17 protein-coding genes and 2 pseudogenes are annotated in these 23,325 nt (G+C 60.0%); 13 read left to right on the top strand and 6 right to left on the bottom strand.

Annotation, left to right across the window (positions count from 1 at the left end):
- Nucleotides 1-13: 13 nt before the first annotated feature.
- Entirely contained in the window at nt 14-973 is a 960-nt protein-coding gene (locus tag VSR82_RS14050; protein ID WP_429461079.1) for a D-amino acid aminotransferase, read from the top strand.
- On the top strand, nt 945-1,214 hold the full coding sequence (locus VSR82_RS14045; protein WP_013088246.1) for a DUF493 family protein: 270 nt from the start codon (nt 945-947) through the stop codon (nt 1,212-1,214). Before VSR82_RS14050 ends, VSR82_RS14045 begins: the two co-directional genes overlap by 29 nt.
- 20 nt (nt 1,215-1,234) lie before the next feature.
- Here VSR82_RS14045 and VSR82_RS14040 read toward each other — a convergent pair whose 3' ends face one another.
- Entirely contained in the window at nt 1,235-2,218 is a 984-nt protein-coding gene (locus VSR82_RS14040) for a transcriptional regulator GcvA (RefSeq protein ID WP_429461077.1), read from the bottom strand.
- 98 nt (nt 2,219-2,316) lie between these two features.
- Here VSR82_RS14040 and VSR82_RS14035 point away from each other — a divergent pair, with 98 nt between their 5' ends.
- From VSR82_RS14035 to VSR82_RS14005, 7 genes are all read left to right on the top strand, one after another.
- Nucleotides 2,317-2,643, top strand: a complete 327-nt coding sequence (locus VSR82_RS14035) for a DUF2917 domain-containing protein (protein WP_429461075.1) — start codon at nt 2,317-2,319, stop codon at nt 2,641-2,643.
- 120 nt (nt 2,644-2,763) lie between these two features.
- On the top strand, nt 2,764-3,489 hold the full coding sequence (gene lipB, locus VSR82_RS14030; protein ID WP_429461073.1) for a lipoyl(octanoyl) transferase LipB: 726 nt from the start codon (nt 2,764-2,766) through the stop codon (nt 3,487-3,489).
- A 13-nt stretch (nt 3,490-3,502) separates the two neighbouring features.
- Nucleotides 3,503-4,510 carry a lipoyl synthase gene (gene lipA / locus VSR82_RS14025; protein ID WP_410848218.1) on the top strand — a complete coding sequence of 336 codons (1,008 nt, stop codon included), beginning with the start codon at nt 3,503-3,505 and terminating at the stop codon, nt 4,508-4,510.
- A gap of 111 nt (nt 4,511-4,621) precedes the next feature.
- A complete protein-coding gene (gene ugpQ, locus VSR82_RS14020) occupies nt 4,622-5,374 on the top strand; it encodes a glycerophosphodiester phosphodiesterase (protein ID WP_368583350.1) in 753 nt (250 codons plus the stop codon).
- 373 nt (nt 5,375-5,747) lie between these two features.
- Nucleotides 5,748-7,028 (top strand): dicarboxylate/amino acid:cation symporter, encoded by a 1,281-nt coding sequence (locus VSR82_RS14015; protein WP_368583351.1) that lies wholly within the window; start codon nt 5,748-5,750, stop codon nt 7,026-7,028.
- A 45-nt stretch (nt 7,029-7,073) separates the two neighbouring features.
- Entirely contained in the window at nt 7,074-9,134 is a 2,061-nt protein-coding gene (locus VSR82_RS14010; protein ID WP_429461068.1) for a sensor histidine kinase, read from the top strand.
- Between the two features lie 31 nt (nt 9,135-9,165).
- The gene (locus VSR82_RS14005) at nt 9,166-10,515 is read left to right on the top strand and encodes a sigma-54-dependent transcriptional regulator (RefSeq protein WP_429461066.1); all 1,350 of its coding nucleotides are present in this window, start codon (nt 9,166-9,168) and stop codon (nt 10,513-10,515) included.
- Nucleotides 10,516-10,572: 57 nt separating this feature from the next.
- Here VSR82_RS14005 and VSR82_RS14000 read toward each other — a convergent pair whose 3' ends face one another.
- Entirely contained in the window at nt 10,573-11,109 is a 537-nt protein-coding gene (locus VSR82_RS14000; protein ID WP_410848215.1) for a TlpA disulfide reductase family protein, read from the bottom strand.
- Between the two features lie 205 nt (nt 11,110-11,314).
- On the opposite strand from VSR82_RS14000, the gene VSR82_RS13995 reads away from it, so the two are divergent.
- Nucleotides 11,315-11,998, top strand: coding sequence for a hypothetical protein (locus VSR82_RS13995; RefSeq protein ID WP_368587205.1), 684 nt, complete (start codon nt 11,315-11,317; stop codon nt 11,996-11,998).
- 332 nt (nt 11,999-12,330) lie between these two features.
- Here VSR82_RS13995 and VSR82_RS13990 read toward each other — a convergent pair.
- The 4 genes and pseudogenes from VSR82_RS13990 to VSR82_RS13975 all read right to left on the bottom strand — a co-directional run.
- A pseudogene (locus VSR82_RS13990) lies at nt 12,331-12,930 on the bottom strand (ATP-binding protein); the annotation flags it as partial.
- Between the two features lie 346 nt (nt 12,931-13,276).
- Nucleotides 13,277-14,755 carry a tyrosine-type recombinase/integrase gene (locus tag VSR82_RS13985; RefSeq protein WP_498857768.1) on the bottom strand — a complete coding sequence of 493 codons (1,479 nt, stop codon included), beginning with the start codon at nt 14,753-14,755 and terminating at the stop codon, nt 13,277-13,279.
- A gap of 550 nt (nt 14,756-15,305) precedes the next feature.
- Nucleotides 15,306-17,411 carry a hypothetical protein gene (locus VSR82_RS13980; protein WP_498857767.1) on the bottom strand — a complete coding sequence of 702 codons (2,106 nt, stop codon included), beginning with the start codon at nt 17,409-17,411 and terminating at the stop codon, nt 15,306-15,308.
- Nucleotides 17,404-19,767, bottom strand: coding sequence for a site-specific integrase (locus tag VSR82_RS13975; RefSeq protein ID WP_498857766.1), 2,364 nt, complete (start codon nt 19,765-19,767; stop codon nt 17,404-17,406). Before VSR82_RS13975 ends, VSR82_RS13980 begins: the two co-directional genes overlap by 8 nt.
- Before the next feature lie 284 nt (nt 19,768-20,051).
- On the opposite strand from VSR82_RS13975, the pseudogene VSR82_RS13970 reads away from it, so the two are divergent.
- From VSR82_RS13970 to VSR82_RS13960, 3 genes and pseudogenes are all read left to right on the top strand, one after another.
- A pseudogene (locus tag VSR82_RS13970) lies at nt 20,052-20,183 on the top strand (transposase domain-containing protein); the annotation flags it as partial.
- 1,194 nt (nt 20,184-21,377) lie between these two features.
- Nucleotides 21,378-22,055, top strand: coding sequence for an ApeA N-terminal domain 1-containing protein (locus tag VSR82_RS13965; RefSeq protein WP_498857765.1), 678 nt, complete (start codon nt 21,378-21,380; stop codon nt 22,053-22,055).
- Between the two features lie 47 nt (nt 22,056-22,102).
- Nucleotides 22,103-23,313 (top strand): IS3 family transposase gene (locus tag VSR82_RS13960; protein WP_498857779.1). Its coding sequence is split into 2 segments (ribosomal slippage): nt 22,103-22,421 and nt 22,421-23,313, totalling 1,212 coding nucleotides; the frame shifts between segments, so codons are not numbered across the junction.
- Nucleotides 23,314-23,325 lie beyond the last annotated feature (12 nt).

Here is a 23,325-nt window from a genome sequence, read left to right as displayed (position 1 = left end):
GGGCTACGTCGCAATGACCGCTGTCTCCGAAGTTTCGCCGGACCCGATCGTTTATCTGAACGGCGAGCTGGTGCCGTTGTCCGAAGCGCGCGTCCCGGTGCTCGACCGCGGCTTCATTTTCGGCGACGGCATTTACGAAGTGGCGCCGTTGTACGCGCACGCGAGCGGTCGCCGCACCGCGTTTCGTCTGAAGCAGCATCTGGCGCGTCTGGCGCGCTCGGTCGGCAAGATCGGCATCGCCAATCCGCTCGACGACGCCGGTTGGCGCGAGCTGATCGAACGCGTGGTCGAGGCCAACGAAACGGACGGCGGCCTGCGTGCCGATCAGGACGCGATCGCGTACATTCAGGTGACGCGCGGCGTCGCGAAGCGCGGTCACGCGTTTCCGGCCGGCGTGAAGCCGACCGTGTTCGTGATGGTCACCGCGCTGAATCTGCCCGGCGCCGCGCAGCGCGCGAGCGGTGTTGCGTGCGTGAGCGCGGAGGATCGTCGCTGGCTCAATTGCGACATCAAGTCGGTGTCGCTGCTCGGCAACGTGCTGATGGCGCAATACGCGGCCGAAAACGACGCCTTCGAGACGCTGCAGTTCCGCGATGGTTTGCTGACCGAAGGGTCGTCGTCGAACGTGTGGGTCGTGAAGGATGGCGTGCTGGCCGCGCCGCCGCGCAGCAACAAGATTCTCGAAGGGATCCGCTATGGGCTCATCGAGGAGCTGACGGCCGAATGCGGCATCCGCTTCGAGGCGCGCGACATCACCGAGGCCGAAGTGCGCGCGGCCGATGAAATCATCGTCAGCTCGGCGACCAAGGAGGTGCTGCCGGTCACTCGGCTCGACGGCGCGCCGGTCGGCGCGGGCAAGCCGGGCGCGGTGTTTGCGGCGCTGTATGCGGCGTATCAGCGAGCCAAGGCGGCCGAAGCCGCCGCGGCGCAAGAAGGAGTAGAGAATGAATCCCGAGAACGACTCACTGTTTGAATTCCCCTGCGATTTCCCGATCAAGATCATGGGCAAATCGCACCCCGAGTTTGCCGCGACGATCGTCGAAGTGGTGCGCGAGTTCGATAGCGAGGTCGATGCGTCGCGCGTCGAGACGCGGCCCTCGAGCAGCGGCACTTACACGGGGCTGACCGTCCACGTGCGCGCGACGAGCCGCGCGCATCTCGACGACATCTATCGCGCGCTGACCGGCCATCCGATGGTCAAGGTCGTGCTGTAACACCGCGCGCGTTTTTCACCTCACGGCGTGACGCGCAACGCGTCCGCCGTCGCCCCCTGCGCCGCGAGGCGTGCGCTCGCCTCGGGCCCCGCCGCGCAGGCGAGATCGAACAACTGCCTGAAGCGCGCCACCTCGTCGAACACCCAGTCGCGAAACGCCTTGACTCGCGCAGTCTCCAGCGTCTGCGGCAGGCAGACCAGATAGTATTGCCACGGGCTGGGCCCATCCACATCGAAGAGCCGCACGAGCCGGCCCGCTGCGATTTCGTGCATCGCGAGCGAGCGGCGCGTCAGTGCGACCCCCTGGCCGTCGACGGCCGCCTGCAGCAGATTCGACGAATCCTGATACAACACGCCACGCTTCGGCTCCGGCCAGTCGGTGAGGCCGGCGGCGTCGAACCATGGGCGCCATAGCTCGTCGTCGGAGCGCAGCAGCGGGACTTTGGCGAGATCGGCCGGAGTTTGAGGCAGCTTGCCGCCGTTGAAGTTGGGCGAGCAGGCCGGGAAGAAAATCTCGTCGAGCAGCAGCTCCGCGTGCAGTCCGGGATATTTGCCGAAGCCGAAACGGATCGCGACGTCGACGTCGTCGCGCGCGAAGTCCGTCAGCGCATTGGTGGTCAGCAACTCGAGATCCCACTGCGGATTCGCCTCGATAAAGCTGCCGATGCGCGGCGTCACCCAGCGCGCCGCGAACGACGACAGCATCGATATCACGAGGCGCCGCTCGCGGTCGCCGGCGCGGATCGCGCGGGTCGCGTCGGCGAGTTCCAGCAGCGCGGCGCGCACCTGGGTGGCGTAGCGGCGGCCGGTTTCGGTGAGGCGCACGCGCTTGCCGTCACGCGCGAACAGCGACACGCCGAGCTCGGCCTCGAGCGCGCGGATCTGGTGGCTGACCGCGCCGTGCGTGACGAAGAGCTCGTCGGCGGCGCGCGAAAAGCTCTCGTGGCGGGCGGCGGCTTCGAACGCCTTGATCGCGTTCAGGGCGGGGAGTTGACGCAGGTCCATCGGAATATTTCTCACATAGACGTGAAAATTGATCGTTTTGCCCAAGTCCTTGCTGCACCTAGGATTCTAGTCAGGAAACCATTTTTGGCGAGGGCCTCATGCGAGAAATTTCCTCTAGCATTGCATATGAAATCCGCACTGGCGACACGCTGCCGCTGAAGGTCGCGCGCAGCACGAAGCTGACCGTGCGCGGCGGCGCGGTGTGGGTCACGCGCAGCGACGACACCAAAGACTACTGGCTGCAGCCCGGCCAGACACTGCATCTGCGGCGCGGCGAGCGGCTCTGGCTCAGCGCCGAGGGCGCCACGTTCGCGAAGGTCACGTTCTCGGTGCCGACCCGCTGCGACAAGCGCGCGCTGAACTGGTTCGCGCGCATCGGCGAGCGCTGGATGATGCGCATACGCGGCGGCTGGCGCACCGTTTGAGCGTGGATGCGGCGGCAACGCCGTGACTTGCGATGGGGCTGGCGGCACGCCGGCCCCGCTGTGTCGAGTTCCCCGTCCCCTCGGGCGCGGTTTCCGAGATTTCGGTAAACTCCCGGGATCATGTGCGCCACCCCGGTTTCTCCGTCTCCTCTAGCAGCCATCGAGCCGCCCACGCTGCGCTGGCTCGGCCGCGAACCCTACCAAGTCAGTTTCGACGCAATGCGCGCGTTCACCGAAGCGCGCACCGCCGACACACCCGACGAAATCTGGCTCGTCGAACATCATCCCGTCTTCACGCTCGGCCAGGCCGGCGATCCGGCACACCTGCTTGCGGCCGACAGCAGCATTCCGCTCGTCAAGGTCGACCGAGGCGGGCAGATCACCTATCACGGGCCCGGCCAGGTGGTCGCGTATCTGCTGCTCGACCTACGCCGGCGCAAGCTGATGGTGCGCGAGCTGGTCACGCGGATCGAGCAGGCCGTGATCGACACCCTGGCGGCGTATAATCTCGCCGGAGAACGCAAGGCGGGCGCCCCTGGCATCTACGTGGCGCCCGGGCCCGAGGCCGGGCCGCATGCGGGCGCCAAGATCGCGGCGCTTGGCCTGAAAATCCGCAACGGTTGCAGCTATCACGGCGTGAGTCTGAACGTGAACATGGACCTGCAGCCGTTTCTCGCGATCAATCCATGCGGCTACGCGGGGCTCGAGACAGTCGACATGGCGACGCTCGGCGCCGCCGCCGGCTGGGACGACGTGGCCCGTACCCTCGCAGCAAGTCTCACCGCAAACCTCGACGGCAATCCCGCGGCCGTCGCCCAACCGCAGGCCGGTGCGCTCACCGCCTGACTGGATCGAACGAATGACTGACGTAACCGCGAACTCCGCAGCAGCCACCCCCGCGCCCGAAGGCGTGCCGGCCCCCGCCGCCTACGACGCTACCGCGAAGCAGAAAGCGCAAGCCAAGACCGCGCGCATCCCGATCAAGGTCGTCCCGATCGAAAAGCTGAAGAAACCGGACTGGATTCGCGTGAAGGCGGCCACCGGCAACTCGCGCTTCTACGAGATCAAACAGATCCTGCGCGAGCACAATCTTCACACCGTGTGTGAAGAGGCGAGCTGCCCGAACATCGGCGAATGTTTCGGCAAGGGCACCGCGACCTTCATGATCATGGGCGACAAGTGCACACGCCGCTGCCCGTTCTGCGACGTGGGCCACGGCCGTCCCGATCCGCTCGACGCCGACGAACCGGCCAACCTCGCGCGCACCATCGCCGCGCTGAAGCTGAAGTACGTGGTGATCACCAGCGTCGACCGTGACGATCTGCGCGACGGCGGTGCGGCGCACTTCGTCGAATGTATTCGTCAGACGCGCGAGCTGTCGCCGGAAACGCGCATCGAGATTCTGACGCCGGACTTTCGCGGCCGGCTCGACCGCGCGCTCGGCATCCTGAACGCGGCGCCGCCCGACGTGATGAATCACAACCTCGAAACGGTGCCGCGTCTGTACAAGGAAGCGCGTCCGGGTTCGGACTACGCGCATTCGCTGAAGCTGCTGAAGGACTTCAAGGCGCTGCATCCGCACGTCGCGACCAAGTCCGGCCTGATGGTCGGCCTCGGCGAAACCGAAGAGGAAATCCTGCAGGTGATGCGTGATCTGCGTGATCACGACGTCGACATGCTGACGATCGGCCAGTATCTGCAGCCGTCGGAGCACCATCTGCCGGTGCGCGCTTACGTGCATCCGGACACCTTCAAGATGTACGAGGAAGAGGCGTACAAGATGGGCTTCACGCACGCCGCGGTGGGTGCGATGGTTCGTTCGAGCTATCACGCCGACGTGCAGGCGCATGGAGCCGGCGTCGTCTGACGCGCTGGCGCCTCGCCGCTGTTGCGTCGCTTCACACCCGCAAAAACGAAAAAGCCCGCCGATGTGCGGGCTTTTTTTTGAACCGTTCATCTATCAGTAAGGAAACGACACGTGGCAACTGGGATCGATCGCGGCACCTCCGCACAATGGCCTTATCCGCGGCTGATCGCGCACCGCTGCGGCGGCACGCTCGCGCCGGAAAATACGCTGGCCGGTTTCGACGCCTGCGTGCGCTACGGCTATCGCATGGTCGAATTCGACGCGAAGCTGTCCGCCGACAACGCACTGTTCCTGCTGCACGACGACACGCTCGATCGCACGACCAACGGCCACGGGCCTGCTGCCATGCACACGTGGCAGCAACTTGCCGCTCTGGATGCCGGCGCGTGGCGCGGCGCCGAGTTCGCCGGCACGCGGCTGCCGACGCTGGCCGACGCGGCCGGGCGTTGCGCGCGCGACGGCATCGCCGCGAACATCGAGATCAAGCCGTGTCCGGGCCGCGAAGTCATCACCGGCACGCTGGTCGCGCAAGGCGCGCTCGAGCTTTGGCAAGGGCGGACGCCGCCGCTCCTGTCGTCGTTTTCGTTCGACGCGCTCGCCGCCGCGCGCGCGGCCGCGCCGTCGCTGCCGCGCGGCATGCTGTTCGAGCAGGTGCCGGCGGACTGGCTGAGCATCGTGCGTGAGCTCGACTGCGTATCGCTGCACGCGAGTCACCGTTATCTGAGCGAGCCGCTGGTCGCGCAGATCCGCGCGGCCGGGCTGCGCGTGCTCGCCTACACGGTGAACGATCCGGCGCGCGCGCGGGTGCTGGAAGAATGGGGTGTAGACATGATTTGCACCGACCGGATCGATCTGTTGAGCTGAAGTCGCGCTCGCGAGCTTCAAACCCCTGCGGGTTTTCCCGCAACCGCGCGCGCCCACGATTCCGGATTCCCCGACAGCACTCGTCCGGATTTCCGGAATCCCGGACGGCACGCGCCGCGCCTTGCCCAAAAACCCATAAAAATCAAGGCTCTCAGTCTGAATTCAAACTGGCATCGAGCTTGCAATTTAAAACGCGTGGCCGCCACGGCCCGACAAAAAAGCAAGGAGACAACGATGTCCGATTTCCCTTCCCGGTATTTCTGAATTCGTCGTCTTTGCAGCGGCCCGCTATCGTGCGCGCACGTGACGATGTTTCGTTTGCGTGTCGCGCGTCGCGGCAAGTCATTCGCTCATATCCCTCGCAGGAACCATCGTGAAGAAACCTATCCATAAAGTGCTGTACGTCCAGGTGATCGTGGCGATCATCATCGGCATCGTACTCGGACATTTCTACCCGAATCTCGCCACCGACATGAAGCCTCTCGGCGACGGCTTCATCAAGCTGATCAAGATGGTGATCGGACCGATCATCTTCTGTACGGTCGTGACGGGCATCGCCGGCATGGAAGATATGAAGAAGGTCGGACGCGTCGGCGGCAAGGCGCTGTTGTACTTCGAAATCGTCTCGACGTTCGCTCTGGTGCTCGGCCTCGCCGCCACGCACCTGCTGCGACCCGGCGCCGGCTTCAACGTCGACCCGGCCTCGCTCGATAGCCGCGCGGTCGCGTCGTATGCCGCGAAGGCGCACGGCCAGTCGACCGTCGACTTTTTCATGCACCTGATTCCGGACACGCTGTCGTCGGCGTTCGCCCAGGGTGAGATCCTGCAGATCCTGCTGATCGCGCTGCTGTTCGGCGCCGTGCTCGCGACGGCCGGTGAGAAGGGCAAGCCCGTCACGAACTTCATCGAAGGGCTCTCGCACATCCTGTTCGGCATGGTGCGCATCATCACCAAGCTCGCCCCGATCGGCGCATTCGGCGCGATGGCCTTCACCATTGGCAAGTACGGCATCGGCTCGCTGCTGCCGATGCTCAAGCTGATCGGCACGTTCTATCTGACCTCGATCGTGTTCGTGGTGGTCGTGCTCGGCGCGATCGCACGCATGGTGGGCTTCAACATCCTGCGTTTCGTCGCGTACATCAAGGAAGAGATGCTGATCGTGCTCGGCACGAGCTCGTCCGAAGCCGCGCTGCCGCAACTGATGCAGAAGCTCGAAAATCTCGGCTGCTCCCGCTCGGTGGTGGGCCTCGTGGTGCCGACCGGCTACTCGTTCAACCTCGACGGCACCAACATCTACATGACGATGGCGGTGCTGTTCATCGCCCAGGCGACCAACACCGACCTCTCGTGGGGCCAGCAGCTGACGCTGCTCGCGGTGACGATGCTGACCTCGAAGGGCGCGAGCGGCGTGACCGGCGCGGGCTTCATCACGCTCGCGGCGACGCTGGCCGTGGTGCCGACGATTCCGCTGTCGGGCATGGTGCTGATCCTCGGCATCGACCGCTTCATGAGCGAGTGCCGCGCGCTGACGAACATCGTCGGCAACGGCGTTGCGACGGTCGTCGTGTCGGCCTGGGAAAAAGAGCTCGATCACAGCAGGCTGAACAAGGTGCTGCGCGGCGATGTGGCGGTCAAAGAGCCGGCCGGCGTTTGAGCCGCGCCTCGCCAACCCTGTCGTGACCAGCGCGGACGCCTAAGCATGAAACCGGCGTCCGCGCATCCTTCCGAGGCGTCTGTCGTCGCTCCGGTGTTCCCGGAGCTTGCGACGCTTACCTCTGGCGGCGATCCCTTGCCGCCCTATGCCACAATGTCCGATGCCCATCGATCGGACTTTGCCAACGTGACCCGCCGCCTGCTGATTCTCTTCGCGCTCGCAGCCGGGCTCGCGGCGGCATGCTGGCTCACCTACAGCCTTGCGTGGAAAAGCGGTATCGACACGCTGCGGCGCAACGCCGCCGTGCGCGCCGAGCGCACCGCGAGTGCGCTCAGGAGCACGCTCGAGCGTTACGAATCGCTGCCTTACCTGCTCGCCGAGCATCCAATCGTGCAGGACGTGCTGATCGATCCGACTCCCGCCAACGTCAAGCGCGCGAACCTCTATCTCGAAGACCTGAACCGCCACGCGCGCGCGACGGTCACCTACATCATTTCGCTCGACGGCTACTGCGTCGCCGCCAGCAACTGGCGCGGCCCGGGCAGCTTCGTCGGCGCGGGCTATCAGTTCCGGCCGTATTTCGTCGATGCGATGAATGGCGGCGTCGGCCGCTTCTTCGGCATCGGCACGATTTCGCAGGCGCCCGGCTACTACATCTCGCAACCGGTGCGGCGCGACGGCAAGATCGTCGGTGTCGCGGTCGTCAAGCTCGATCTCGAATGGTTTCAGGGTGTCGACGTGTCCGAGCCGCTCGTGGTCACCGACGATCATGGCGTGATCTTCCTGTCGTCGGTGCCGGCATGGAAGTACCACACGATCCGGCCGCTGCCCGGCCGGATCGCCGATTCGATCTACCAGGCGCGCCAGTACGCGCAGCAGCCGCTCGAGCCGCTGCCGGTGACGGTCGAGCGCATGCTCGAAGGCAATGCGCAGATCCTGCGCATCGGCGGCGGGCACCTGGCGCCGCGCTACCTCGCGTCGCGGCACGCGATGGGCGAGCCGGACTGGCATCTGATCACGATGTCGCCGGTCGATCCCGTCGATGCCGACGCGCTCAAGGCGACCATCGTCACCGGCTTCGGCTATGTGTCGCTGGTGCTGCTCGCGTTCTACTGGCGCATGCGGCGCGCGCGTGTGCGCGAAGTGATGCGCAGCCGCGCGCTGCTGCAGAAGGCGTATGCGGAGCTGAACCAGCGCGTCGCCGAGCGCACCGCGGATCTGTCCGAGGCGAACCAGCAGTTGCACAAGGAAGTCGCCGAGCGCACCCGCGCCGAGCAGGAGCTGCGCGCCGCCCACGACGAACTGATCCAGGCGAGCAAGCTCGCCGCGCTCGGCCAGATGGCGGCCGGCATCACGCACGAGCTGAACCAGCCGCTCGCGGCACTGCGCAGTTTCTCCGACAACACGCGCGTGCTGCTCGAACGCGGCGATCAGGCATCGGCGCGCGAGAATCTCGAAGCGATCGCGGCGCTTACCGAGCGCATGGGCAAGATCACCAACCAGCTGAAGCTGTTCGTCGGCCGCGCGCGGCCGCGCAGCGCGCGCGCGTCGATCGTGCGGGCGCTGCGCAACGTCGTCGCGCTGCTGCAGAAGCGTCTGCAGGGCGTCGAGCTCGAATTCGTGCTGATCGATGCCGAGGTCGACACCGACGTTGGGCCCGCCGCGGCGGCAGGCGGCGCGCGCGCACCGCTGAATCTCGCCGACGATCATCCGGAGCTGGTCGCGAACTGCGACGATCTGCGGCTCGAACAGGTGCTGATCAACCTGCTCGGCAACGCGCTCGACGCAACTGCCGGCATGAACCCGCCGCGTATCACGGTCGAGGTCGAGGCAAGCGCCGCGAACCTGTCGATCGCGGTCGGCGACAACGGTCCGGGCATTCCCGACGACGTGTTGCCCCACCTGTTCGAACCGTTCTTCACCACCAAGGAAATGGGCCAGGGGCTCGGCCTCGGCCTCGCGATTTCGTCGTCGATCGCGCGTGATTGCGGCGGCTCGCTGGTCGCGCGCAACGCGCCGCAAGGCGGTGCATCATTCGTATTGACGCTGCGTCGCGCGCGCGTGCAGACCAGTCCTTCGCACGATCCGCTGACGGCGGGCTCCTGAATTCACACTGACGCATCACCCGGAACACGCAATGAACGACGGCCTGCAAGTGCTGTATATCGAAGACGACGAACTGGTGCGGCGCGCGAGCGTGCAGAGCCTGCAGCTGGCCGGCTTCGACGTGGTCGGCCATGCATCGGTCGAGGCGGCGGCGAAGCTGATCAGCGCGGACTTTTCCGGTGTGATCGTCAGCGATATCCGGCTGCCCGGCGCGAGCGGCCTCGATCTGCTCGCGCAGTGCCACGAGCGCGCGCCCGACGTTCCGGTGATTCTGGTCACTGGCCATGGCGATATCTCGATGGCCGTGCAGGCAATGCGCGACGGCGCCTACGACTTCATCGAAAAGCCGTTCGCATCCGAGCGGCTGATCGAAACGGTGCGGCGCGCAATGGAGCGCCGCAAGCTCGTGCTCGAAAACCTGGCGCTGCGCCGTGAGTTGGCTGGGCAGAACGCGGTCGCGCCGCGCATCATCGGCCGCAGTCCGGCGATCGAGCAGGTGCGGCGGCTGATCGCCAACGTCGCGCCGACCGATGCGTCCGTGCTGATCAACGGCGATACCGGTGCAGGCAAGGAGCTGATTGCACGCAGCCTGCACGAGCTGTCGCCGCGGCGCGACAAGCCGTTCATCGCGGTGAACTGCGGCGCGCTGCCCGAGCCGATGTTCGAATCGGAGATGTTCGGCTACGAGCCGGGCGCGTTCACCGGCGCGGCCAAGCGGCGGATTGGCAAGCTCGAACATGCGTCGGGCGGCACGTTGTTTCTTGACGAGATCGAGAGCATGCCGCTCGCGCTGCAGGTCAAGCTGCTGCGTGTGCTGCAGGACGGCGTGCTCGAGCGGCTCGGCTCAAACCAGCCGATTCGCGTCGATTGCCGTGTGATCGCGGCCGCGAAAGGCGATATGGCCGAGCATGTCGCGGACGGCTCGTTCCGGCGCGATCTGCTGTACCGGCTCAACGTGGTAACGATCGCGCTGCCGCCTTTGAGCGAGCGTCGCGAGGACATCGTGCCGCTGTTCGAGCATTTCCTGCTCGATGCGGCGGTCCGTTATCAGCGGCCGGCGCCGATGCTCACCGATCGCCAGCGAGCGAGCCTGATGCAGCGCGACTGGCCGGGCAATGTGCGCGAGCTGCGCAATGCCGCCGACCGCTTCGTGCTCGGCATCGCCGACGAACCGGTGCTGTCGTTCGACGAAGACGACGGGGCCACGCATCCGCTAAAGGAGCGTGTCGAGCAGTTCGAGCGCGCGATGATCGCCGAGGCGTTGGAACAGGCGGGCGGCGTGGTCGCTGTCGCGGCGGACCGGCTGCAGCTCGGCAAGGCGACGCTCTACGAGAAGATCAAGCGATATGGCCTTGCGGCCAAAGGAGAGGGGGAGCGGTGAGGAGGGCGCCGCCGGCGAGAGATTGCGCCGGCGCGTTGCGGATCTGCGTGACCTGGCTTAGGCCGCGCCAGCTTTTAGCGCTTTCGCGAGCAACTGGTCGAGTTCCGCGAACTGCGGCTCGCCGACGTAGCGCTTCAGGATCTTGCCGTCTTTATCGACGACGAAGGTGGTCGGCGTGAGCTGCACGTTGCCGAACTGCTTGGCGGCCGAGCCGTCGTCCATGGCCACCTTGAACGGCAGCTGACGCGTTTGCGTGTAGTTGGTCACGTACATCGGCGCGTCGTAGTTCATCGCCACCGCGACGAATTCGAGGCCCTGGCCCTTGAAGCGGTTATAGGTCTCGACCATCTGCGGCATTTCCTTCATGCAGGTGTCGCAACTCGTTGCCCAGAAATTGACCAGATAAACCTTGCCTTTCAGGTCCGCGGTCGTGAGCTTCTGTCCCGAAAGCAGTGTGAAGGTCGCATCGGGCACGCGCTGCTGTCCAGCAAATGCGAAGTAACCGGCGACGGCGAGCGCAATGGCCACGGCCACCGCGATCAGATAGCGAAGCGGGTTCGTGCGCCGGGCGGCGGTCGGTGAATTGGAACTCATGGACGGAACCTCGTGGTCGCGCGTGGCGCGGAACAATGGGTCGGTGCAATGGCGCTCGGGCCGGTGCTGAAGAGCTTTTCTATTGTAGCTGCAATGCGGCGGCTGCGCCGAAATGGCCGGAGGGCGCGGCTTTGCCGCGACGGGCCGGCAGCCGATCAGCGGATAATGGCGTTTTATGCAGCGCAAGCCCGATCTCTTCCGCCCCATGCTCCAAACTGTTCTTCGCGTCTGCCGCTCAGTTGCCCGCGTTTCGTGCCGTGTTCCGTTGATCAGCCGAATTTCCGCCCGTCTTGCGGACGTCGTCCAGCCGGCGGGCCATTTCCTCCGCGCTTTCACGCGACCCGGTCACGCCCGTACCGTGCTCGGCGCGGTGACGGCCGCGTTGACCCTCGGCGTCGCGCTCAGCGCCTGCTCGCCGACCTTCGACTGGCGCACCGTGATGAACAACGACAAGGGCTACACGGTCGACTTCCCGGCCAAGCCGGGCAACGACCAGCGCGCGGTGCAGATCGACGGCACACCCATGCAGATGGCGATGCAGACTGCCGAAGCGGGCAATGCGGTCTTCGCGGTCGGCACCGTGATGCTGCCCGACGATAGCGACGCGACGCAGCGCGCGGCACTCGATTTCCTGCGCTCGGGACTGGCGCGCAACGTCGGCGCGACGCCCGATGCGCACGCGGTGCAGATCCCGCTGGCGGCGGGCGGCAAGATTCCCGGGCAGGAAATGACGGTGAGTGGCGCCGCGGGCGCCAAACACGAAACGCGCACCGTGTATGCGCGGCTCGTCGCGCGCGGCCGGCACGTGTACCAGGCGGCGATCATCGCCGATCAACCGCTGCCGCAAGACCAGGTGGACCAGTTTTTTTCGTCGTTCCAGCTATATTGAGCGCGGTATTTTTGGCCGAACGGACGCGCCTCAGAACGCCAAATGCAGTGAAAGTTCCTTCGCAGGTTTGCGAGCTAATTACCGGTTTACGTTGAGCTTTTTGAGTTACGCGCACAACCTGTGGATAACTCTGTTGAGAAGTCGCCCTCAAAGGCCGCAAAAGCCCATCAGACGGGCCTTTCGCCAAAATCAACGAGCGTAGGGCGTTTTAAAAACATCAATGAAATCAATGGCTTCGCGAGATGCCTGTCTGCACGCTTTCGAGTTGTATCAAAATCTAACAGGATCGTGGGCGTGTGAATAAGTCAAGTCTTGACAGTAGATTTTTCTACTCATAACGAGCCAAAAGCGCGGCGGTATTGGATTGCCTCGGCGACCTCCGCCGCGCTCGGCATCGCCGCCCCGGCTAGATCCGCGACGGTGCGCGCGACCTTCAACACCCGGTAATACGCGCGCGCCGACCAGCCAAAGCGCTCGCCGGCTTCGCGTAACAGTGCCTCGCCCGCCGCGTCCGGGCGGCACACATCGTCGACTTCGCGCCCGTCCAGCTCGCGGTTGGTCTTGCCTTGCCGGGCCAGTTGCCGTTCGCGCGCAGCGCTCACGCGGTGTGCGATCGCCGCGCTTGCTTCGCCGCTGGTGGCGGCGCGGGCCGCGAGTTCGGTGGCGGTCAGTGCTGGAATTTCGAGCTGGATGTCGATGCGGTCGAGCAGCGGTCCCGACAATTTACGCAGATAGCGCGCCGCAACTTCGGGCGTACAGCGGCAGCGCCCGCCCGGGTCGCCGCGCCAGCCGCACGGGCAAGGATTCATTGCGGCGATCAGTTGGCAGGCGGCGGGGAAGTCCGCTTGCCAGGCGGCGCGCGAGATCGTGATGCGGCCGGCTTCGAGCGGCTCGCGCAGCGTTTCGAGCACCACGCGATCGAATTCGGGAATTTTGCTTTCCGGCACAAAATATGTCGAAAGTTGCTCATATTTTTCGCGACTCGGTCGCCCGCACAGGCTGCCGCGGCAAGCTGGCTCGAGCTGCTTGGTCAGTAAAAAATCTTTAAAGAAGGCAAGCCGGCGTAGCCGGCGCGTCAGCGTCGAGTGTGTGCAACTTTGGAACCGCTGTCAGGCGGCTGTCCACACCCTTGTGGTGTGGACAGCAAAGTTGTGCACACGGGGCGGACCGGAGGTTTTGTCTTGGTTTTCCATAGCCCTGCCGGTCCTAGTTAGACTGGTCTAACCATTTCCCGATTGCTACCGGTGCCTCCTTCGACTTGTGCGTGGGCTCTGTTACTCAGCGCTTGGGTAGACCAACAGCCTCTGCGAGAATTGCGCTGCTTGCGTTTCGTTCGCTTTCGTAACCTTCAGCTCGCGACAATTCGCCAACTAGGCGGACTAATGCTCGCTCCACCCTGTTCGCATACTCGAACGTATCGAGCGCATCGCGTTCCGCCTGCAGTTCGGCTACTTCGGCTCGTCCCTCCCTCGCGATTCGCTGCATATCAATAGAAGGTGACGGATCTTCTTTAAGTAGCGGCATCAACGCAAACGCCCAGTCGACGTACCGATGCAGAGTGTCTTCGGACTTTAGTCCTGTCTCTTGCATGATCTCAAATTTCAGATGATCAACTTGCATGCACAGTTCGAAAAATTGCTGCGCATCGCGAACTTTATTGGCAACAATAAACCGAAAGACTTTCATCGTAAAGAATCGATGCCGAAACAGATGGGGGTGGGCCTTCTCTTTGATTCCTGCGGCTTTTCTCAGGATATGAAGTTCAAGCGTAACAGTATTCGGGCGAATGCCGGCTCCAGTTTTAATGTTGATAAAAACGAGTCCGTGATCGTTTATTCCAAAGCGCCTTTCGACTATGGGTGCCCGGTACAGGTCGATGTAATCAATAAGAAAATCCAACTCTGCATGCGAAATCGGGACCTTGCGAACTTCCGGCGGACCTCTGCGCTTGACGGTTATGAGGTCTATGAAGGGCCGGTCCATCTCTTTAGCCTTTCTAACATCAGTTACTTTCAGATTGACTAACTCACTTCGTCGTGCTCCTGTTGCCTCAAGAAACCGAAGAATGGCTAGTCGGCGGATTTTTTGTGCCGACGAATGACTGGTCGTTGCCGCCGCTCGACGCAGTAAATTGACGTTGTGTTCCGTCACCGGATTGCACCGATTGACTCCGCTGCTGCACGGGAAACACGCGTGGTGCCAATACTCCACGTGCACGGACCGATTCCCCGACAGCTTCTTCGTGAACGTCTTCTTATACGCTTGTATGAACGCGCCATTTGGTGACAAGTAGTCAGCGATGTGGCGTCTCCTTCCGGCAAAGTCGAGAAAGCTGAGTGTACGTCGTCCGATTCGAAGAATTGTGGCATTGCTCTTCACCTGCTCACCATCCACTCTTTTTTCCGCGGCTAGGCCACGGATGAACAGCACAAAGTGTGCGTCCGTCAGGCAATGGAAATCAACAGCGTTTGCATAGCAATAGCGCACTATAGGGCTCAATTCCGAGTTGTATGTTCCGAGCGTCCCACCCCGGTCAAATAACGAGCGGCGCTGAGATAGGAGATCCCCCAGATACTCGGCGATTTCTATGCACCATCGCCCGTCCGGCCACGTCGATAAGGGCAGTCCGCCAATGTCAATCTTGCGTACTGTGCCTTGCTGGTATGAAAGAAATGCTTCGGTGCCCGTTGGCGCGCGTAAGAATAACTGGCGCCGCCCCTGTCCGCGGCTCATACTTGCCTCAATCGTGTGAGCCACGCTTCGGTGTCGCTACCGATTTCGACGACAGGTCGGTTTGCAAGGTCAAATATCGCTAGCAGCCTCTCTTCCTCCTTATCCCATAGCTCGGTCAAACCAGGGTTTCGAGAGCGATTCGCTAGTCGCCGGGCTGCAGCTAGAGCGTGATGGAATGCGGTGGTCACATGCCAAAGGTCAACCATAGTCTGAACTCTTTCGGATTTGACAGTTTTCAAATCCTCAGCGAGGCGCTTCTTCGTGCGACGCTTCGCCTTCAGGCTTTGCCTCGTTTCCTCTTCGAGGGCGATTAGGGCCGCCCTCCGAAGAGAGTCAAGTTGTTCAAATCCTCCGTCAATCACTTCATCAGCTAGTCGTGCCACGGTGGATCTCGAAGTCGCTTTGATCCCGCGTGCAGCACTCGAATACTCTGCCAAGCGACTCTGTCGCTTCAACGCCGAAAGGAGGTGGGTGTCTCCGACGTATGCTCGTGGGTTCCCGATCACTTGACTCAAGAGCACATGAAGCACAACGACTGATTTCTCATTCGGTGTGCGAGCTTCACGCATGGCAGTCATTGCATCCTCCGAAGTCGAGCGACAATCTTGTATTGGCACTCTCCAGTCCCCGAGAGGAAGACCGGTTCTACCACAAGACCTTTTTTGAGTTGCAGATTTAGGTAGTCTTCGAGCGCGTCAGCATCAATAAGAGAGAAATTCCGAGTTCCAAACTGCGCTTCGGCAAAGTCGCTGAGTTCGCGGCGCACCTGCTCATGGAGTTCAATGATCTGTTGCTCTTCCGGGAGGCGCAATTCATCCATCAAAAAATACGCGGCCGCCTCTCTTTTCATATCACCGGAGACCGAGTTGCTCAAGTAGTTCCACAAATGTGCGGCATCTACGTGGCCAACGAACCATCTAAGTGTGTTTAGACTACCTTTGCGCGCAGCGAAGAAGAAAGTAATAATAAGAAATCGCCGCAGTTGGTGCTCTCTTAGGTAATGGCGGCGTCCGTTATCGTCCAATGCCGTAGAGAAGAAGTCACAAAAAACGTCCAAGGCGAGGTTAAATGCACTGACACAAGAAGCACGCATACCATAGTGCCCCGGCGTACTAAGTAGCGCTCCGAAATCTGTCAGCGCTCCTACTTGAATGAGGCTCGAGTGGAAAGATTCTACAAGTGAGACCATCTGCTCAACGATGGGCGGGATTGGACGAAGCTCCTCCTGACGTACTCCGTTGGCTCCAGATTTCGCGTTCCTGAACACCATGTACGCTCTTGTCGAGTCTAGGCAGCCGCTGACTGGCAACTTGAGGAGTTCAATCTGTCGCCTTGCTGTGACTGCACCGATGACATGAATTAGGGAGCCGTAAAATACGTGGATGTTTTGCAGCAACCCACACCCATTTCGCAGATCATCGAAAAATTTGCTCGGTGTCCACCTGCTGTTGCAACCTTCGAAACGATGAGGCCAGTTTGTGGCCTCCTGCCTAACGCAAAACGTGGAAACGCCCATATTGAGCGCCCCTTTCGTCATGTATTGCCGAATATCTCTTTTGCGGACAAGTGCGTTGATAGAAATATTCTCGGCCTTGGCCGCCCCAATGAGGTTTACGTAGCTTTGGAGCAACGCTTCGCCGTGGTCTAGCGCGAATTCGACACCGTTTTTTATGCCATCCAACACTTGCCACACCGGCGGATTTCGATAGCGACCAGGGGTGTTCGCCTCGTAGCGGCTGCTATCCTTTTCACGGATAGCTTCCACGGCGTCAAAAGGTAAATCGACCCCTGCAGTAGCTAATGTTGAAAGGCTCAAGATGGTCGCTCGCCACATCTCCACATATTTCATCGAAGGTCTGTCTCTTTCGATTGTGCGGACATCGACACCTCGACATTCGCGGCGGTACCTGTCGACCGGATAGAGACAAAGCTCATCGTGTACCGATTTCTTCCCGTGTCCAAAAATCGTATCAGCATAGATAATCTGAGACAGTTTGGTGACGGACGGGATATAACGATAGTCATGAGAGCCCGGGATGCGATACATACCCAGTAGCCAAAGCACCGCTCGCCAGGAAGCCAGTTGCTGATCGTCTGCCGTCAGGGTCCAATCTTCTTCTGGTATAGGAATCTCGCTGAAGACTTTGTGTCGTTCCAGCAGCAGCTGGACCTCATTTTGATGTTCATGAACTCGTTTGTCGAGCCATTCGGCGAGCAGCTCGGACCAACGATAAACGACTTCCTCATCCGTAGGCCCGACAGCACAGCGGAAGAGAAGGTCATCGAAATCCGCTTCAGTGACTAAAGTGAAACCATACCTGTCAAGCTTAAATCTGTCCTTTTGGAGCAGAAAGAAGTCGACAAACCGACATGCTCGATAGACCAACTGCTTCGTCGTCAGGACATCCAGCACTCTTCCTCTCATACTGGCGGGGTGGGCCCGACCCGTGAGCATTAACTTGAATGTCTCAAGAATTTTTTCGTGAGGCTTATCTGTCAGCCGTCCTTTCCCAAAGGGCACCGACCAGTCTATGGTGCGCGTATGTTCGCCAAACCGCAGAATCCAAGTATTCGCAGGGAACGGGCTTTTCAGCCACGTGGCAGTCTGGAGCGCAGACGCTCGCGGACTCAACATGGATTCGAGCCGTTCTAGCAAGCCTTCCGGCATGTTCTTAAGCATAAATCGCCTCAGGTGAGATCAGGCCTGAGCAGTCTCGTTTCCGCGCAGTCGCAAGCATTATTCTGAAGTCGTCGCGGCGCGGCGAGCTGTGCTCGATATATGCGAACAACTTTTCTGCATAACCGTTCCACATGACAGCGAGCTTCGATACTTCCCTCTGAGCATTGGCTACAGCCACTTGTACGCCAATCAGCACCGTCAATATCTCTTCATTTATGACGAACACCACCGAGTCGAAAAGACGACCCGTCTTTCCTTCTTCGATCAAACCTGGACGCTCCGCCCACCTGAGTGCGTGATGTGAGATGAACTGGTTCAGGTCGTGAAGACTTCGGAATCCTACAGACGGGAGGAGGTATTTACTTCCTTTTAGCGCTTCCACCAAGATTCCGCACTGAAAGAGTCGGACCCAGCGCTCTTCGAAATACCTCATCAATGGTGCTGGGATGTACCTCTCCAACAATCGAATGTCGAGCTCCTTATGACCGAGAAGCCGAGCGAGCTTTTGCAAGTCGGGCTCCTTGATATAGGCAACCACGCCTGCCGTTGCCCGTAAAGTACCGAGAGAAAAGCGAGCGCCCAAGGCCTCTGCGTGCACCTTGGGCATTTTGCCAATCGCGATAAACCGAGCCTTAAGGTTGCCGGAAGTTCGTAATCTGTAAATCGTATGAGAGACTCTCATTCGAGTAGGATTCGAGAAACCCTTTCCACAGTCGAGGAACAAGTATCTCCAATTGGGGTCGTTTTTTGTACGTAAGTAATCACGCAGTGGTTGCGTGAGTGCAAGCACTTGGGCCAAGATTATTTGACTTCGCTCTGAGAGGTGTATTTTCTGTTCCGAATTCTCGGGTCCGCGCCGAAATTTATCGCCGTCAAGTAGCCATCCGGTGTCGGTCTCCACGAGACCGGAAAGCTGATTGTCCTTGTCGTAAAGGCGAAGATTCTCGAAGAATCCTGGAGTTAGCTGCGGATGCTCGATGACGAGTAAGGTCAAGTGGGGTATGAGCGCGCCGGCGACTGGAAGAGCGAGGATGTCGGATGCAATATCTTCCAACGGATGCGGATAGAGCGTTCGATTGCGACCGTCGCATCTCCCGTGAAACCCGTGAAACTCGAAAGTGGCGCAAGTGTGTGCCTCCCAGTCCGGATTCTGTCGGTCAATTAGGGCGCTCCGTCCGTCGGAGAATTGCGGGGACAATACCATCTTCACTTCCCCCACCTTTGCGAGTTGTCGCCGCCTTTGGAAGCGACTCCACAGAGCATTGACTTCGGATTCCGCCCAACCTTTTACTGATTCCAAGTGGGCCTGAATTTTGAAGTAGATTAGCTCGGTCGCGTCCTCGTGACTAAGGTGCAGCGGGATGTCGATCAGCAACTTCGTGATGTACGTTTCGCCGTTGCTGTTTGTCCGTCGATGGGTCCTAGGATGGTCAGAACAATGGGATGGCAATGCGGGAAAATCATTTCTCGAGAGCTTCGCAAAAAAGCCGCCGGTGCAGAGAAATGAAGCCGCGAATCTTACAAATTCATTCCAAAGTCTTAAAAGGGTAGAGAATTGATGTTCGGCGCAGCCGTGCTTATCCGCTAGAAATATTAAAAAATTTGTAAGCAAGGACGTTAGCTTGAGATGCGATAAAAAATCGTTCTTTTCCCATTCGTCTGGAAGATTTGCGATGAAGTCACTGAAGACCACCTCAGTGCCCAGGCTGCTAATTTGTCGTCCCGCCGCGTACCCACCTAATGCTACGGCGAAGGCTTCTGCGAAATCTTTTCCGTATCTTAGATAGATCTTCCGAAGGTCTGGCCAAGCTATTCTTTGGTCCAATTTCGGTACGGGCCACCCTCTCCATAGATCGACCTGCTCGGGCCGTAACTCAAGCTTCTCAAACGCCAACCTTGCGTCGTCGAACCACTCGGAGATCGTGGTGGAAGACGGCGGTGGGATGCACAAGTAAGCAGGGCGGTACGCAAGCGCCAAAGTGGCTCTCCAGGCATGCACCCATCGGTATCGAGTCAGCAAATTCGCGTAAAGAAACTTGTCCGAATACAATGCTCCAACAAATCCGACAAGGATGTCGATTGACTTGAACCGATTGTTTGTGAACGCCAGCGCTTGTCCCGTTGTCGCTAAATAGGCCTCTAACATTTTGAGGAGCAGCGGGCACGCTACGGTGCGTTGCGACTTCGTAGAAACGAGAATCGCCTGTTTCAGTTCCGCGTAAGCGCCCGGGCTTATGCATTCGATAGCATGCTTGCGGGGCCATACTAGCGTTCGAATCAAAGACGGCGCTAAAAGCATTTCTCTTCGACGCGCTGATAGCGAACTTGCCAGCACGAATGAATCCATAACGTCCATCGGAGTAAACTCCTTTCGCACGTCGTCACTTGGACGCACGGTAGACCGGACAATTAGCGCCGCGGTCCGTTTGCAAGAAGACTTACTTTTGCTTCTGGAAAAGTCATCCTAAAATACCAACCGCTCTTTGCACTGCTCAAATACTCTTCCGCAATCATGGCCCTGTCCTCCGTTGTTGAACGCGGAGATACAAGACTAACTATGCCGAGGCCATTACATTACGCTTATGTTGAGCCTGACCGAAAGGGCACCCGCTCGGCATAGTTCGGGTCACGGCACAAATCGCCAGACTCAATGGCATCGATCCAGAGGCGTATCTGTGCTTCGTGCTCGCACGCATCGCCGACCAAGCGATCAACCGCATCGACGAACTCGCGCCGTGGGTCGTCTCCGATCAGCTCCGCACCGTGGTCTGAAGATCCCGATCGTCAGTCAAGACGTTGCTGGGGCCACGCTTACGTTTTAACGCCCGGAATTTTGAAGTACGGGGCGGGCTTCTGTTCGAAACGCTGGATAAATGGATAAGTACAGTCTGGTCTGGAGTGGTTGCCTTTACTGGTCAACTTACGATTCCACTCATGGGCTGCGTCTAGCGTTTTTTTTACCCGAGGTTGTCCTCGAGCGCGGAGAGATGCATTTGCAGTGCTTCTGGCTTGTTCATGTCCGAGTAAAGGCGTAAGAACGACGAGTTCGCGCAATTACTTCCCGCAGTCTCCGACGTAGAGTTAGTGATGTTGCTGCTTTTGCGGAAAAAAGATGTATCTATGCAGGGACTACAAGGCGATAGACGGTACCTTTCGTCGTTATGGAAACACGTCCCTGTTAGGGGCGCGCGTAGATGCCCAGTCGAGAGTATGACGGCGGTGTGGCTAAGGTACGCTGCAATTTCGTTCACCCGAAGTCCCGTTATTGTGGCTATAAGCAAAAGCTGGGCTATCGATTTTCTATGCCCAGTCATCGCCGCTCTACTTGCGTGAGCTTCGTCAAATTCCCCGTCGTTATCCATACTGTGCGGAAGTGTCCGGTTATCACGTTGGTGAGCCGTTGATTTCACACGAACGTCTCTGGGAGCATCCCCATGGGGCCGGTGATGCGCGAGTACGATCCATTCTTCCGAAAGCTCCGCTCTTTCTCGTGTGACCATTTGCTTTTCTCCGTAAGCATGGTTGAACGCACACCTCGCGTAGTCACTCCGTTACACGAGCAACCACGATGTGGAGAATAGTCCATCTCCACCAAAGTGCAAATAAAAATTCGAGAACTTGCAGATATGCGGTTTATTGTTATACGCAGCGATTATTTATCGAAATATTGTTCTCATATTCTTAATATTGCCGGTTTGGCGCGCTGTCTGAGTCGCCGCCGGCACCGGCGGACTCGATGAAGCGCTGCCTCTGATGAGCGGGCTCTCGCAACGGCTCGTGAAGACCCGCTTGCTTCTTGACCCAACCGCTGCCCGATGCAATCGGCCGAAGTCAACCCAGAAGAGGCAATCACCGTGATGCGAAGCGGACGGTCGTAAGATGTGCAAAAATGAACGAATAAAAAAACGCGTCGCAAATTCTCAATAAAATACCTGTCCATTTTCTGGGCATCATTCGGGGATGCACATGACAAGAAAAATACTCGAAGAGCGGGGAGTGTTCTGGTGGCACGACGATCCTCTGCCAGCAAATCAATTTGCCCCGGACAGCTGCGTTGTTGGCACTCTGACCGTTGAAGAGAACGGTGCGGCGTATCTTGAATTGGATGGCTTTTTCGAAACCAGGGAAGGCGGTTCGATGGCGGACATCCTGGAGCAGGGACAACAGTTCCCGTTAAAGAAAGGTATCCAAGGAAAGCTCAAGGCTAGTGGCCGAAACGTTTTGTTGCTAGGTCTGCGAAGACATGGCGGCCGGCTTAGCTTCAACGGCATTTCGCACGAGGGGTTTGCTGCCTCGCATTGCCTTGTGACGGATCGATCGTTTCCACCGGCTACACACGCGCTCCGATTTAGCGCGCTGGACGTCGAGCTAACAGGCTTGGAAGAGTGGTTGCGGTTGGGAAATATCGAAGTCAAACGAACCCGGCAACGTATCTCGGCCAAACATCGGGTGCCCAAGGCGGATATTCATGAGTTGGATGATGGTACTTTGACGATGCGTTACGACATCACTGGCCCGTGGCCCGGAAAGTATGTGCGTCGCATGGACAAGCTCAATCTTGTGGAAAGCGTGAACCTTCGGGTCAAGCCGAAGCGGGTGGAACGCCCCCCTGAATCGCCGGACACAGTCTCCCACTTAAAATAGCGGGTAGGCATACGACTGTGTTTTTGACTAACAACAAGCAAGAAGTGATGGAAGTGTTGACGGGGCCGGAGCGCCGGCGGCGGTGGTCAGCGGAAGAGAAGCTGACAATGGTGCGGGAGAGTTTCGAGCCGGGCAAGTCGGTCTCAATGGTTGCACGCCAGCACGGCGTCAATCCGAATCAGCTGTTTCACTGGCGCAAGCTGTATCAGGACGGCAGCCTGTCGGCTGTCAGTTCTGGCGAGGAAGTCGTGCCGGCATCGGAGCTAAACGATGCACTCAAGCAAATCAGAGAGCTTCAGCGACTGCTCGGGAAGAAGACGATGGAGAACGAGATTCTCCGTGAAGCGGTGGAGGTAGCGAAGTCGCGAAAATGGATTGCGCGCTCACCCTCATTGCCAGGGGACGACCAGTGAAGCGGGTCTGTGAGGTTCTCGGTGTAGCGCGCTCGAATGTGGCGGACAAGCTGGCGCGGCCGGCTGACTGGCGGGATGGACGTACGGCCCGGAGCACTGACGACGCTGGTCTGGTGGAAGAGATTCGACTGGCCGTTGCTGATTTGCCCAGCTATGGCTACCGTCGTGTGTGGGGCCTGTTGCGTCGGCAGCGGGAGAATCATGGCGCGGCGCCCGTCAATGCCAAACGGGTGTACCGGGTAATGCGCGTCCACGGTCTGCTGATGGAACGCCGCACGGCACCGCCGCGCCCTCAGCGTCGACACGATGGCAAGGTCGCGGTGGCGAAAAGCAATCAGCGTTGGTGTTCTGATGGCTTCGAGTTTCGTTGCGACAACGGCGAACCGCTGCGTGTCATGTTCGCTCTGGATTGCTGCGACCGCGAAGCGATGAGCTGGGCGGCGACGACCGGCGGCCACAGTGGCGACGTAGTGCGCGACGTCATGCTGGCCGCCGTTGAGAACCGGTTCGGTGACGTCCTGAAGGCGCCGTCGGAAATCGAATGGCTGACCGACAATGGCTCGGGTTACACGGCAGAGAAAACAAGGACGTTTGCTTCTGACATTGGCTTGAAGCCATTGACCACACCCGTCTGCAGCCCGCAAAGTAACGGTATGGCGGAAAGCTTCGTGAAGACGATGAAGCGCGACTATGTTGCCTTCATGCCAAAACCAGATGCAGCGACCGCAGCGCGTAATCTCGCCATCGCATTCGAGCATTACAACGAGCAGCACCCTCATAGCGCCCTGAAGTATCGCTCGCCACGCGAATTCAGGCGCAGGACCGATTCATCAACTCAAGTGTGAGGCGGTGTCCGG

Source organism: Burkholderia sp. JPY481 (assembly GCF_038900515.1).
In the GTDB taxonomy this organism is placed as follows: domain Bacteria; phylum Pseudomonadota; class Gammaproteobacteria; order Burkholderiales; family Burkholderiaceae; genus Paraburkholderia; species Paraburkholderia youngii.
Note: the sequence above shows the minus strand (reverse complement) of the source record. Positions and strands in the feature narration are given on the sequence as shown.